Origin of the sequence: Mesorhizobium sp. M1A.F.Ca.IN.022.06.1.1, assembly GCF_003952605.1 — a bacterium.
Lineage (GTDB): Bacteria > Pseudomonadota > Alphaproteobacteria > Rhizobiales > Rhizobiaceae > Mesorhizobium.
Map to the genome: position 1 here is coordinate 4797959 of NZ_CP034455.1, position 13761 is coordinate 4811719.

Here is a 13761-nt window from a genome sequence, read left to right on the forward strand (position 1 = left end):
GTCGGGCGGTTCATCAGGACTGCGGGTTATGGTCCAACCAATCCTGGGGCACCAGAGATCCTCCCTCCCACCAGTTGTGCTTAAGGTGGTCTGTGAAACGTGGGTCGTTCTCGAATTTCGCGTGGTCGGTGACGATAATCTGCATCTGGCCATCGAGTTTCTTAACAACGTCGAAAAGCCACTCGTAGATTTTACGGACCTCCATCCAGTCATTGTCTTCTGTCTCCCCGTTAGCTGAGGGGAAATAGACCTGAGATGGCTGATCGAGGATCAAAAAGTTAGGTACAGGCCGCTTGTTCGAGGCAAACCATTCGTGGAGAGCCAGATGGCCGAGCAAGTGATACCAGACCCAGTTCCGTCCGCTGCCAAAGCGCGAAAACGGAATCGTCTCGTCTGCCGTCTCGCTGACAAGCCTTGGTCCGCGGAGATCAAATGTCAGAAAACCGTTCGCGTATTCCAGATGCTGCTCGCGAGCCCAGCGGGTGATCTGCTGCCCGATACCGCCGAGGAAGGTCGCGGTCTTTGCACGTACATCGGACAGGTTAGTCTCTGATTCGAGTTCTTCGATGTCCGCGACCAAGGAAGCCTTCTCAAGTTCCAGCGTAACACGTGTCTCGTCGTCGTCGACCGATATGAGCCTGCGGAACATGTCGATCATGCCAGAAAGCCGGGCAACCTCGTGTTTCTGCTCCAATAGCGACTTGATGGAGTCTTCCTCGTCCTTCAAGCGTTGAACGTCGCGCCTAAGCGAAGCGATTTCCGACGTGAGATTGGTAACGGCGGCACGGCGCTTGGAGAGTTGTTCCCGGACATCGTTCTTGTCCGAATTCACCATCGCAAGTTCGACCATAAGCGTTTCCAGAGAGTGCTTCATATCCGTTACAGCCGGCGTGATACTCTCCAGACTGCTTTCGCAAACCGGGCATTGCTTGGAATCGTGATCATCTGCGAGAAGATGCAACGCCGTCAAACGTCGCCGCTGTTCGTTAAGTGCGCTATCGACGACGTTTTGGTCGGTTTCAAAACGCTCCAGGGCGTCAATCTCCTTTTTCAGATCTGACCTTTCACGAGTCTTGTTCAGCAGCTCAGTATTGATCTGCTTGAGCAGGTCAAGGTCCTGACCGTCCGTTAGTTGGCTATCCGCGAAGAGAGTGGTTTGTAGGGCTGAAGAAACCCTTTCGAGCGTTTGCGACGCCGAGCTCTTGGCTGGAACTTCTGACGCGCCAATCAATCCCAGTCGGGTACTTTCCGCGACGATGGCTACCAGTTCCGTGTCACGATTGGCTGCGATCGACATGTTGCGTTCAAGGGTCCGCTCGACCTCGCGCAGTCTCTTTCGCTTACTGCGGAGTTCGGCTTGCTTTTCGATGATGGCAGGGGAGATCGCCCCGAGGTAGTACGGCAACGTTTCTCTTATCGTCTGAGCGAGTTCGCTTTGACGATGAAAATAAAGGTCCGGGTTAGCGATCTCATTCTGCTTTTGGAAGCTGTAGATGAGACCCGACCGAAAGGTCAGCTTCTGTCGTTCGGCCGTGCCGTCGGCCCGAGGAAGAAGTGTTACTCCCACGCCTAGAAGCGATCCGACCTTTTCTACGAGATCATCTCGGCGAGCATTGGGCTTCAAATCGCTCAGAGGCGGGGTTTCGTGATCCGGGTTGGGCCGCACGAAGAACTCGTTGCTTGCCGTCCTACCTACAGGGACGCTACGGCGGGCCACGAACAATCTCTCCGCACCGAAATCGAGTTTCAAGGCGAACCATGACACGGAATTCGAGATCACACCTGCCGGGATTTCGAAGCGTGATGCTCCAAGACAGTAATCGACGACGCTTAGCAGCGCGGACTTTCCCCGACCGCTTGGGCCAGTGAGGATGTTCACGCGACCCAAGTCGAATGGGATTTCGTTGATCCTGCCGTCAAGGGAGTAAAGGACCACGCTCTGGATTTGCATTATGGTCTTACTCCTATCTGTTGGTAGATTTCTCTATCGTCTCCTACCTTCGCGAACCACTTTCCGACGAATGCGGCCGCCTTCTGGTCGTCATCAAAGGTTTTGTCAGACTTCAAGATCGGAGGTCCCTTGGCGGCCGCGATCAGGTGGCCGTTCTCAACCGAGACCAGTCCGAACGGAGCGACGTCAAAACGGCCTCCTTGACCTGTGGAACAAGGGACTGCGTAGACGAGAGCAGGGCGGTTCGAATTTCTGGTTTATCCCTCAACCACTTCGAAAACCGGGTAGCGGTAGTGCGGGGAAGGGCGTTGCGGATATCGGGATGCAAGGCCATGGCGACGCCGGGAAACGCAAGGGCCAGCGACATGCCCCCATTCGTGACGTTATAGCCCTTGGCCACGCTATACACGAGAACACCGACATAGCCCGGGTTAAAATAGTTGGCGAAATCTGTCTGCCGATCGTTCCAGGGAGCAAACGCCATGTCATTCGTCCGGCTTGAATTTCGAGGTCCAATTAGGGTGCCAGCCGATCACTGGTTCGTTCGCCATGAGGTGTAAGACGCCGCGCCGTAGATAGTCGAGATCGACGTCCCTGAGTTTTGCCTGACTTCCCGAGAGTGAGCCGCTTAGAGCTGTTCGGCCGAGCTTTGCCAGCTCGAATTCTGCGTCGTCCCGACCAAGGCAAGCGTCTGCGTCAGGTTCGATCGCTCCGAATTTCGCTGCCCAGTGACCGTAAAGCTGATCCTTGAACACTTGCAATTCCTTAGGCTGCAGCCACAGGGCCTCGAGCCAGCGCTTTATGTGCCCATCAGCCTTGTAGACGTCGAGCAGCGCCCCCGCGACCGTGGTCTTGTCCGGAGCATGCCCAATAGCCATCAATTGACGAACGAACAGCCTCTGCAAGAGGCGGGCCTTTTGGTCGGCGTCCGGGTCCGTGATGTCTTCGAATATAGGAAGGCTCGACACGACATACTGGGAAACCAGATCCGTGATTTTCTCTTGGAGCAGCTCTTTACTGATCGCCACTTTCTCTTTCGATCGAAGGCGCTCGATCAAAACCCAGTACCACCAGCCAACCAGCGACTGCGCCAGGCGCTCCAGATTTCCGGTCGTGGCACCGGTCAGGCGCAATCGCTTGACGATCTTCTGGCGGAGGCTCTCGATCACCGCCACCCCCGGCACTATGGTCATGTTTCCAATCAGCACGTCGCGGGTGGCTTCTGGCAATGCCAAGAAAGGCTCGACGTTCTTCTTCATGCTATCCGTCGATCCGTCCTCTATGTCCTCGGCGATCTGCATGAGAAGGTCTTTAGCGGCCTTTACGTTCCTCGTTCCTCCCGCGATCCCCTTGGGTGATAGATAATCGACCAGCATCGCAGAGGACGACGCCTGGGCAGTGGTGAGCAAAAAGAACGAGGCCTTGCTTGGATCGATAGCGCCGTCCCGGACGAGAGAGGACCAGATGCGGATCGTTTTCCACAAATCAGCGCTTTTGTCGGTGAAGGCCTTTGCCTTGGCGGGATCGCGGTGCTTCAGTTGCAAGAGCTCGAACGCATCGTCCTTCCCTTCGACGACCACGTCGTCGAAGGTTTCCACCATGAAGCACTCCGCCGGATCATCCGCATCCAAGGCTCGAAATAGCGCATACTCACATTGATAGACATATCCCACCAAAGAGTCTGCAGCAGAGAAACTCTCCATCCCGGACAATCGCTACCTGCCCCCGAGTCGGTCCGACCTTTGCGTTTAGATTGACAATCTCTGCCCCAATTGCAATTTCAAGGCCAGAGTGTCGGAATGTTTTCCATAATAAAAAGAGGTAGTCTAAATATGATCTGAATTGGGCCGAAAAAATTGCTTCGAAAGCATCCGGGCCACCCACGAAATACACTACAAGTCCCATTGCCGTGCCACAGAGGGCTAAAATAGCTGGTTTTTCGGATATCGGATGAACGTCCACTTAGGGCCGCGGAACGAACCCGAACGGCAACCATCTGGTAGCCGCGCTGTGCTACCGGACCGACGGGTTTCGGCCCCCTTCCAGGCATTTACAGGGGCCCCTAATCGCCGAACTGGGCCAAAGCTGCTGACGTCACACTAAGCGCTAATCTATGCTGAAAGCTAGGACCTCGATTCTATGCAACAGCTTTCCGCGCAGGCGAGCGGCTGTTGCCGCCGGTCTTGGAATCGCGCTTGCGCCTTGAAAGGTGCGCAATCAGAGCCGCCAAACCCATCGCGTTGAGAACCCGCGTCCTAGGAACGCCCCCCTTGCGGGCCATCTCGACACCCCAATGCATGTGATCGAGTTCGCGGATCGAATGCGCGTCCGGGTTGATGCTGAAGATGCAGCCGTAGTCGAGTGCCTTCTGGTGCCACCGCCAGTCGAGATCGAGCCGCCACGGATGCGCATTGATTTCGACAGCGACGCCATATCTCGCGCACGTTCTGAGGACCTTGTCGACGTCCAGATCATAGCCGGGGCGACGCAACAACTGGCGACCGGTCATGTGCCCGATGATTGTCGTGAAGGGGTTCGCGATTGCCTCAATGATACGGTCCGTCTGCTCTTTCTTTGGCAACTTGAAGCGGCTGTGCACGCTCGCGACAACGAAATCGAACTGCTCCAAGACGTGGTCCGGATAGTCAAGCGAGCCGTCGGCCAGGATGTCTGCCTCGACGCCCTTGAGGATCCGGAATTTTCCACCGTACCTCTTATTCAGCCGATCCGCTTCGCGGTGCTGCTCAGCAATCTCCTGCAATGTGAGGCCGCCCGCGTAGTGCGCAGACTGCGAATGGTCGGCGACACCATAGTACTCGAACCCGCGCTCACGGGTCGCTTCAGCCATTGCCTCAAGCGTCTCGGTGCCATCGGATGCGGTCGTGTGAGAATGCAGGATGCCATTGAGATCTTCATCTCGGACCAGGGTAGGGAGTTGCCGCCTCGCTGCCCGCTCAATCTCGTCCCTGCCTTCGCGCAGTTCGGGTTCGATGAACTGCAGGCCTAACGCTTCGTAGATTTCTTCCTCTGTCACTGATGCGATCAGCTTTCTCCCCCGGTAGAGCCCATCGGGTTTGAGCGCGAACCCTCTCTCGGCAGCATACATCTTCAACTGCTCAAGATGGGCTGCCGACCCGGTGGCTTCGAGGAAGCTCGCGCCAAAGTGTTTCTTGTCCGTTACGACGAGCCTGAGGGTGGACTGCTCGATTTCGGTCCGCTTCTTCCCCTGCGCGACCAGCGCGAGGTCGGCAACAAGTTCGCAACCACGTCGGAAATCACCGGCGATTTCCACGCGCGAAAACTCGGGATGCTCCTGCTTCACCGACATAACCGCAGGCTCAAGTAGAGCGGCGGCCTTGTGCAGGTGAAGCTGTGTTTCGCCGCTTCGAGCGATAGCCAGGTTCTGCAGGATTTTAGTCTGAAGCGACGCGCCGAGGCCTTTGACTGGCCGGATGCGACCTGCCCTTGCCGCCGCTTCGAGCTCAGCCAACGAGTTCACGCCGAGCGCCTGATGAAGCTTCAGTATCTTGTCGGGCCGGAGCCCGGGTATGGCAAACAGCTCCATTACACCCGCCGGCACCTCCTCGCGCAGCTTCTCAAGGCGTGGGTGCGTGCCCGATTCGTGGAGCTTGCTCACAATGTCTGCGATAGCGTCACCAATCCCTGGGATCCTGGTGAGGGCGCCCGCGGCGATGATCCGGTCAAGCGGCTGCGACAACGCAGCCAGACTGTCGGCCGCGCGCAAGTAAGCCTTGGTGCGATAGGGATTGTCCCCGCGCAGCGATAAGCGATGTGCGTATTCCCTCAGGAGGCTGGCGACTGTCCGCGGATCGGTTTTGGACATGGTCGATGCAAACGGGGCCGATCTTTGCAGGTTCCAGGCAAGGACCGCGAAACGCTCCATCCACAGTTGATGCCTTTTTCGCGGAGTGGGCGCTACAGATTAGGCAAGGACTGGTCGGCGCGACCCCACCCCGCCAATGATTTGTAGGCTGCGCGTTTCTTCAATTCAGGAGCATCGCCGACGTGGAAATGAGAGGGCGCATCAATCGTCTTCATCTCCGCCCAGGTGATCGGCGCCGCGACGGGCGCGCCCGGTCGAGACCTTGCGCTGTAGGGCATGATCGCGGTCGCCCCACGCTGGTTGCGCAGATAGTCCACGAAGATGCGACCCTTCCGGCGCGCCTTCGACAACGCAGCCGTAAAGTGGGCGGGATCGCTCTGAGCGACGGCTTGAGCGAGACGAAATGCGAAGTCTTTCACTTGCGGCCATTCGGCCTGAGGGGTGAGCGGGGCGACCACATGCACCCCTTTGCCTCCTGTAAGCATCGGGAAGGTCGTAAGCCCCAGCGATTTCAAAATATCACGAAACTGGAAAGCAGCGGCGCGGACAGCTTCGAAATCGAGACCCTCATCGGGGTCGAGGTCGAAGACCAGGCGGTCGGCCTTTTCGACATCCTCGATCCGAGCTCCCCACCCGTGCAGCTCGATCGTTCCCATCTGGACGCAGGTCATCAGACCATCGGCATCGTCGACATACAGATATGGCTCTTCGTGGCCGTCTTTTTCCGTGATACCGACGTGGTGGACTTTGTCGCCAAAGCTCCCGGCATCATGCTTCTGGAAAAAGCACTTCTTGGCCCGGCCCTGGGGACACCGAACCAGGCTGATCGGACGACTGGCGATCCAAGGAAGCATGATCTCCGCGACTGCCGCGTAGTGGTCGGCGAGCTGGCCCTTTGTGATATTGGACTCCGGATAGATCACGCGGTCACGGTTGCTGATGGCGATGGTGTGCGCCGGCGATGTGGTCAGCTTGGCCGTGCGACGTTCCGTCTCCAGCACGACCGCCTCCGGCTTCTTGTCTTCGCGTAGACCGAGGTAGCTCGGATGTCGCAGCGTTCCTTCGTTGGTCATCTCGGTGAAGGCAATCTCGGCGACCAGCTTGGGGTAAAGCCAATGTGCTCCGCGAACTTCGGCTCGCGGCGCCTCGACGGTCGCGGCCTTCTGCTCGAGCGGTGCCATGATCTTCATGAGACGGAAGAGTTCAGCTGTATCGAAGCCGGTGCCGACTTTCCCGGCATAACGCAGCTTGCCGCCGTCATGCACCCCCAGAATCAATGACCGGAAGGCGCGGACCTTGTCGGATGGCGTCCAGCCGACAATTACGAATTCCTGCCGCTTGATGCACTTGATCTTGAGCCAGCTTCCGCCGCGGGCTGCCACATAGTGCGAATCGGCGAGCTTCGAAACAACTCCCTCGAGACCGGCTGCGCAAAAGCGTTCGAGCAGCTCTTCTCCGCGACCGAGGATATGATCGGAATAGCGAAGGATCGCGTTCTTCGCGGGCAAAATTGCCTGGAGCTTCTCCTTGCGTTCAAGGAGCGGGCGCCTCGTGAGATCTTCGCCGTCGAGCTCAAGGAGATCGAAGGCATAAAAATCGATAGTGGCTGGCGCACCCTTTAATGCGTTCTGAAGTGCCTGGAAGTTTGATCTTCCGTTCGCATCGACAACGACGGCTTCGCCGTCGATCAGAGCGGAGCGGACCTTGAGCTTGCGGGCTTCCGAAAGAACCGAAGGAAAACGCTGCGACCAGTCCAGACCAGAGCGCGTGTAGGCACGCGCTTCCCCACTGCCGACACCAACGAGGATGCGGTAGCCGTCGTATTTCATTTCGTGGATCCAGCGGTCGCCGGCAGGGACGGTGTCTACGAGCGTTGCCAGCTGGACGGGCCGAAAAGTGGGAAGCGCTAATTTGGTCCGGTCACGAATAGGCGACTTCGCTTGAGGAGCGCTCCACCCAGGGATTGCCTTACGCGACGTTGGCTTGACCACTCTCACGCACCCCAAACCCGAGACGAATTGGCTTAATCGCGTCCAACGCGTGATTGCTTCTTTGGTTTCGTTCCGGGGGTTGAGCTTGTCTCCATTATTGCTGAGTCCGTGTGCCTGCCTGCAAGCCCGCAGCGGTATCGTTGCCCGAGACGGCAAGTATGCGGACCCGCCCATCACGCTTCGGAAGCAGCTCCGCGATCGCCTGCATCAGCTCGTGCAGAACACCAGAGTGGCGCCTCCGCCGATGCCTCCCGGCCATCATCGACCCGACGGTTGAACGGGTGAAACCGGGCAGCATAACAGCCTGGGTCCGCCATCTTAGGAACAGCCAAAGCTGCGGCATGGTGCCGTGCAGGGCATCAGCGAAGACGGAACCTAACGCCGCTTTCCGGCTTCTCTGGCCATGACCACGCGCGGGATCAATTTCTTAGACCGGTGGATGGCGGATCACCTGCCGAATGCGATCACGGACGATTCAATGGCCATCGTTTACCTCGTCGAAGAGGCCCTGAAAGCTGCTGAGCGAGAAGGCATTAGCCCCGACGAGATCAGCGAGGAGGTTGGCACCGTCTTCGAAGTGATTCTCGATGCGATGCAGAACCGAGAAGGCGGCTTGGCGGCCTGACGCCGCAGCACGATGCAGGCTAGACATGGAGCGCCCGGCCTGCCGAGGGGTCGAGGAGACCTTGGCGCACAGGCCGGGCTCTTACCCCGTGCCAACCGCGGCGGGGCAGAGATGCATTATGCGCCACCGTTCAGTGGTAGGCATCCGCCTTTTTAGAGGTAGCTAATAAAAAGCCCGCCGCAGCCAATGAGCGTAAGCGACGGGCTTTTTAGGTTGCCACCGAGACGGCTACATTCCTGAAGGAACCGACCGCTCCTTTGCTTAATCACGCAGGCCTGAATCCGTTCCACAACGGGACCGTTTTGTGAGATAATGGCAGATGCCTCGCCGAGGGCGGCGGTCATGTCATTGTCGCGTTGCAGTGGCGTCTACGGGCCCGCTGATCTGGACATGCTCCAGCGGGTGTTTGACCGGTTGTGCGACGAGCGACGTCTAGCCAGGAAGGATCGCGAACAGCGGGGTTATCTGGCTAGGGACGTGTTCCAAGCTTTCGTTGACGGCACAACCGATGAGACGGACCTATGGCGCTCGCTCTCTAAGCGGAGCAGAGCCTAGCGATATCCATCACCGCCGTTAAGCTAATTAGCTGCGGCGGGCTTTTCTTTAGCTACCACTAAAAACGTAGATGCCTACCGCTGGAAGGGAATCCCGCTCTGCCCCGCGGCCATCGGGGTAAGAGCCCGGCCTGTGCGCCCTAGGTCCCCTCGATACCTCGGCAGGCCGGGCATCTCTGAGGCGGCCCGTTTGCCGGGCTTATTCGCTAAGTCTTAGAAAATGTTAATGTCAGTCGCTGAAAAGGCGGCGCATAATGCGCGTCTGCCCCGGCTCGGAACGGGGTAAGAGGCCCGGCCTGATCCCCACATCCCACCCACCCCGCGACAGGCCGGGTCGCCTCAGGTTCACCTGATGGATGAGCAGAACGGCTCGCCCGGCAAACAGCCGATCAGATCACTTGAAGGCGTACCTGTTAACGACCCCGTCTGCCTCATTCGTGACCCGGATCCAGCGCTGTTCGTCACCGCGTAGGTCCGTGACCTCACTGCCCGTGGCCGTTTCCACTGCCACCCATGGAGTATTGGCGTTGATGGTACGACTAGTCACAACGCTGTCCCCATCCATCTCTTCCACCCGATAGACCTTCATGTGCGACCTCTGCTCCATTTATTTCCCAATCTGAACAGAGAAGCGGCGACCGGACAAGGATGCTGAAAACACGATGCCCGTCACCCTGGGCAACGGGATGGCGGGCATCGATCTAGCGGTTGCCGACGAGGAAGGTGGCGCATTTCCCCGCCGGTTCCATCCAATGCTATCGAGAGGATTTAGTTTCAGCGTAGGGACCAAAGCGTCAGACCATCCGACTTCGGTCGCATCGGAACATTCCGCCAGTCGGCAGGTTTGGTTTCGCGGCGCGATGATTTGTTATTCCCTCCGAGCCGGACTCTCGACAAGGTCGTTCACAGATACGCCTTGCATCGCGCGCCACAAATCGGGGGTAGGCCAATCCTCGAAACCGCATGCATTCGCCACGGGGACAGGGCAAGGACGCGCGCGAAGGCCTTCGCAGGTAGCGAGTGAAGGGCGGGGGTGCGAAAAACCTCTGTACGGGGCTCTATTCCAATTCGCATCCAAACTGGCAACGATCCGGCAACAAAAACGGTGTAGCTCACGGCCGACCGGTGTAGACTGGAGCACGTGCCGAGCCCGTTTGGAACCACATTGGCAACATCGGGCCAAAACGGCGCACGGTGTGAAAGGGGGCCGCTACGCCTTGCAATTCAAGGCGTCTGCGGTTATTCAGACGCCCGTTGCTGCGGTAGCTCAGTGGTAGAGCACTCCCTTGGTAAGGGAGAGGTCGAGAGTTCAATCCTCTCTCGCAGCACCAGCCCGCTTTCGGGGCACCTCCTCTCCCTTGGTCGAGCTCTCATTCCTGCCGATGGTTCGAGGAAGCCAGTTGTCACAGGTGGGTCTACCGCCGTCCTTCCCAGGCCCTATGACAGGCGCAGACGTGCGGAATACATCTTGACCTTCTCAAATGTCAGCTCGTTGAAGGAGGAGACCGGTATTGCCCCTATGCCTGCCGATCATGCGCCACCTGAAATCGCCTGACCTATTCGGCGCGATCGACCGTGTGCCGGCGCTTGGCACGCCGGTTGGCGGGAGCACGTTCGAGGTCTTCAATCCATCGACGGGCGAATTGCTGGCGGAACTTCCCGACATGGGGATTGCGGAGACGCGCGCCGCGATCGACAAGGCCTATGCCGCACAGGCCGAATGGGCGGGGCTGACCGCCCGGGAGCGCAGCGAATTGCTGTGGCAGTGGCATCAACTGATCGTCACCCACACCGACGATCTCGCGGCGATCCTCACCGCGGAGATGGGCAAGCCGCTCGCCGAAGCCAGATCGGAAGTCTCGCATGCGGCGGCGTATCTGCAATGGTATGCCGAGGAGGCCAATCGCATCTATGGCGAGACGATCTCGGCACCGTCGACGGACCGCCGCATGCTGGTGATCAAGCAGCCGATCGGCGTCGTCGGCACGATCACACCATGGAACTTTCCCGCATCGATGGTGGCGCGCAAGATCTCACCGGCGCTGGCGGCGGGCTGCGCCATTGTGCTTAAGCCTGCCGAACAGACGCCGCTTGTCGCAGGCGCCATGTTCGCGCTCGCCGCCGAGGCCGGCTTTCCCGATGGTGTCGTGAATCTCATCTATGCCTCGGAGGGTGCCGCGGTGGGGCGCGAGCTCTGCCACAATCCCAAAGTGCGCAAGATCAGTTTTACCGGCTCGACCGAGGTCGGACGCCTGCTCATGCGCCAGTGCTCGGACCAGATCAAGAAGGTCAGTCTCGAGCTGGGCGGCAATGCGCCTTTCATCGTCTTCGACGACGCCGACATCGATGCCGCCGTGGACGGGGCGGTCCAGGCGAAGTTCCGCAATGCCGGCCAGACTTGCGTTTCGGCGAACCGACTTTACGTCCAGTCGGACGTTCACGATGAGTTCGTCGACAAATTCGTCCGGCGGGTCGGCGAGCTTCAGGTCGGTGACGGTTTCGATCCCGGCGTCGCCATCGGCCCGCTGATCGACAGGCGGGCGCTCGCCAAGATCGAATCCCACATCGCCGATGCCGTGGCAAAGGGTGGCGCGATCCGGTGCGGCGGAGGCCGGATTGCCAGGGACGGCACGTTTTTCCAGCCGACGGTCCTTACCGACGTCTCCAGCGCGATGACGGTGGCGCAGGAGGAGACATTCGGGCCGTTGGCCCCCGTCATCCGTTTCGAGGATGCCGATCAGGTCGTGCGTGAGGCCAACGACACGATCTATGGCCTCGCCGCCTATTTCTATGCGTCCAACCTGAAGCGCGTCTGGCGTGTGGCGGAGGCTCTGGAATACGGCATGGTCGGCATCAACACCGGGCGCATGTCCTCGGAAGCGGCACCCTTCGGTGGCGTCAAGCAGTCCGGCATCGGACGGGAGGGGTCCCGCCACGGCCTCGAGGACTACCTTGAGATGAAATATCTCTGCATGGGCGGCATCTGAGACGCAGGGATTTGAACCGCAGCTCCCGCCAGGTTGTCGGCGGGGTTGGCCGCTGGTCGCGCCGCTCAGTTGTTGAAATGGGACAGGTGAAAGCCGGTCTCGTCCTGCAACTCGGACAATCCTTCCTCGGCCGAGCGGAACATGTCTTCGAAAGCCAATTCATGTTCGAAGACGACGCCGCCGACGCGGATGGCGAGCACGTCCTTGTCGCCTTTCGGCGCGAAATAGATCTGCCCGACCGCTTCCCGGACGCGCTTGCCGACCTCTTTGGCGTCCTCCTCGGTCGCGCCCGCGAGGAAAACACCGAACATCGCCGTTCCGATGCGGCCGATCAGATCCTCCTTGCGCACCGAGGACCTGATGGCGGTGGCGATCAGCCGCAAGGCTTCGTCGCCCCATTCGAGGCCGAAGCGCAAATTGATCGCCGAAAGATGCTCCGGATGGATGACGAGAAAAGCGCCGGAGCGCGGCCCGGCCGGTCTGGCGGCTCGCCTGTCGACCATCGACGTGAACACGGCCCCGTTGAGGCAGCCGGTCAGATGGTCGTAGGTGCCGGATCTGGTGAGCTCCTGCCGGTAGCGGCGGATCTCGACCTCTCTCCAGCCAAGCAAGGCAAAAAGCGGCAGACCGATTATGATGGGCAGAAGGGCGGCCGTGATGACGCTGCGGCCGAACGGCGTCAACGCATCGCTGAGCAGCAGCAGATAGTTGAGGCCGAGCGACAGGCCGACGCAGCCCGCGGTGCCCAGCAGGGTCAGCCAGACGACATGCTTCCAGGCCTCTGCCGGCGCGGTCTCGGTTTTCATACTCACTGGCCAATCTCCTGTTGGACGCATTGGCATAAAGGCGGTGTGTTACGATTTCCGTTTCAGCGTGGCCTACAATTTGAAGGAAATCAGTGTCTTTCTCCCTGGATGGCGCCGGCGGCTGCGGCCCGCTTCTCGCTTCGATGTGATTCGTCGCTGAAACGGGTCAGCGTTTGGTAGGATCGCCGAGCTGCTTTAGCCATTCCGTTTTTACGCAATGGCGCAGGCAAGGCCGTTGCGCGCCTTTCCGGGTATGCCCTATTGCGGCGGGCCGAAGACGCCCATCTTGGCAGCCCTGGCGACGGATTCGGCTTTGCCGTAGATGCCCGAGGGGGACGCCATCGCCCAGCCATTGGCAACCAGCCAGGCGCCGACATCCTGTTTGCCGAGCATGCACGGCGCGGCGATGGCAAAACGGTCGGCATCGGGCGGCAGGACGCATTTGAGCGCCCGGCCGCGCAGCCAGGCATTGAAGGCGGCGCGGGCGCGCTGCCCGCAGGGCCAGATGACGTCGCCGAACGCGCAGGTTTTGGCGGGATCGACCTCGATGGTCCCGCTGACGATCACCCTGCGCCCCATGGACTCGAAGATCGCCGACGAGGTGGCGACCGGGCGATAGAGCAGCGTCTCACGCCAGTCCTGCGGCATCGGCGTCTTCGGCGGCACGGCGAGGCCGAGCTCGCCGAGCGGAGGGCGGGGCTCGATGCGCTCGATCCCCGCCACGTCGAGCGGCGGCGGCGCGATGAGGTGCTCGGCTATCCTGCGCGCCGGCTGGCCTGGCCGCGTGTCGTGGACGGCGATGCGCGAGGCAGGTCGGGCTTCGCTCGCGACCTGGGCGGGCGGGGAGGGGAGGTCGAGCGGCAACCAGTGTCTCGACGCGGCAACCAGCAGCGCGCCGGCGACCAGCCCGAGGCTGCCGAGCGTCGTGGCAAGCCGGCCGGTCGATTTCGCCTCGCCCAAAGCGCGCCTCGTCGTTTCACCGGATCATACATTAGGCGCCGAT

8 protein-coding genes, 1 tRNA gene and 1 pseudogene are annotated in these 13761 nt (G+C 59.9%); 3 read left to right on the forward strand and 7 right to left on the reverse strand.

Annotation, left to right across the window (positions count from 1 at the left end; genetic code table 11):
- Positions 1 to 13: 13 nt before the first annotated feature.
- The 5 genes and pseudogenes from EJ078_RS23000 to ligD all read right to left on the reverse strand — a co-directional run bounded on the left by EJ078_RS23000 (position 14) and on the right by ligD (position 7960).
- The gene (locus EJ078_RS23000) at positions 14 to 1951 is read right to left on the reverse strand and encodes a DUF3732 domain-containing protein (protein ID WP_127403929.1); all 1938 of its coding nucleotides are present in this window, start codon (positions 1949 to 1951) and stop codon (positions 14 to 16) included.
- A pseudogene (locus tag EJ078_RS23005) lies at positions 1951 to 2435 on the reverse strand (three component ABC system middle component). The gene EJ078_RS23000 and the pseudogene EJ078_RS23005 overlap by 1 nt, the downstream one beginning before the upstream one ends.
- Position 2436: 1 nt before the next feature.
- Positions 2437 to 3552, reverse strand: a complete 1116-nt coding sequence (locus EJ078_RS23010) for an ABC-three component system protein (RefSeq protein ID WP_127403927.1) — start codon at positions 3550 to 3552, stop codon at positions 2437 to 2439.
- 536 nt (positions 3553 to 4088) lie between these two features.
- Positions 4089 to 5795 (reverse strand): DNA polymerase/3'-5' exonuclease PolX, encoded by a 1707-nt coding sequence (locus EJ078_RS23015; RefSeq protein ID WP_208721660.1) that lies wholly within the window; start codon positions 5793 to 5795, stop codon positions 4089 to 4091.
- 92 nt (positions 5796 to 5887) lie between these two features.
- Complete coding sequence (gene ligD, locus EJ078_RS23020; RefSeq protein WP_259980082.1) at positions 5888 to 7960, reverse strand: DNA ligase D; 2073 nt, start codon at positions 7958 to 7960, stop codon at positions 5888 to 5890.
- A 229-nt stretch (positions 7961 to 8189) separates the two neighbouring features.
- On the opposite strand from ligD, the gene EJ078_RS23025 reads away from it, so the two are divergent.
- The 3 genes from EJ078_RS23025 to EJ078_RS23035 all read left to right on the forward strand — a co-directional run bounded on the left by EJ078_RS23025 (position 8190) and on the right by EJ078_RS23035 (position 11952).
- Positions 8190 to 8411, forward strand: coding sequence for a DUF768 domain-containing protein (locus tag EJ078_RS23025; RefSeq protein ID WP_066998571.1), 222 nt, complete (start codon positions 8190 to 8192; stop codon positions 8409 to 8411).
- Between the two features lie 1810 nt (positions 8412 to 10221).
- Positions 10222 to 10296: transfer RNA gene (locus EJ078_RS23030), tRNA-Thr, on the forward strand.
- A gap of 180 nt (positions 10297 to 10476) precedes the next feature.
- Positions 10477 to 11952 (forward strand): NAD-dependent succinate-semialdehyde dehydrogenase, encoded by a 1476-nt coding sequence (locus EJ078_RS23035; protein WP_164750470.1) that lies wholly within the window; start codon positions 10477 to 10479, stop codon positions 11950 to 11952.
- Between the two features lie 65 nt (positions 11953 to 12017).
- Here the strand turns inward: EJ078_RS23035 and EJ078_RS23040 are convergent, their stop codons facing one another.
- Both EJ078_RS23040 and EJ078_RS23045 read right to left on the reverse strand, forming a co-directional pair.
- Positions 12018 to 12758, reverse strand: a complete 741-nt coding sequence (locus EJ078_RS23040) for a GGDEF domain-containing protein (protein ID WP_095832583.1) — start codon at positions 12756 to 12758, stop codon at positions 12018 to 12020.
- Positions 12759 to 13016: 258 nt separating this feature from the next.
- The gene (locus EJ078_RS23045) at positions 13017 to 13718 is read right to left on the reverse strand and encodes a thermonuclease family protein (protein ID WP_127847318.1); all 702 of its coding nucleotides are present in this window, start codon (positions 13716 to 13718) and stop codon (positions 13017 to 13019) included.
- Positions 13719 to 13761 lie beyond the last annotated feature (43 nt).

Bases quoted from the DNA above. Each gene is read 5' to 3' on its own strand.
- EJ078_RS23025 (WP_066998571.1), top strand. From the start codon at position 8,190: ATGACCACGCGCGGGATCAATTTCTTAGACCGGTGGATGGCGGATCAC.
- EJ078_RS23015 (WP_208721660.1), bottom strand. From the start codon at position 5,795: ATGTCCAAAACCGATCCGCGGACAGTCGCCAGCCTCCTGAGGGAATAC.
- ligD (WP_259980082.1), bottom strand. From the start codon at position 7,960: ATGGGCGGGTCCGCATACTTGCCGTCTCGGGCAACGATACCGCTGCGG.
- EJ078_RS23010 (WP_127403927.1), bottom strand. From the start codon at position 3,552: ATGGTGGAAACCTTCGACGACGTGGTCGTCGAAGGGAAGGACGATGCG.
- EJ078_RS23000 (WP_127403929.1), bottom strand. From the start codon at position 1,951: ATGCAAATCCAGAGCGTGGTCCTTTACTCCCTTGACGGCAGGATCAAC.
- EJ078_RS23040 (WP_095832583.1), bottom strand. From the start codon at position 12,758: ATGAAAACCGAGACCGCGCCGGCAGAGGCCTGGAAGCATGTCGTCTGG.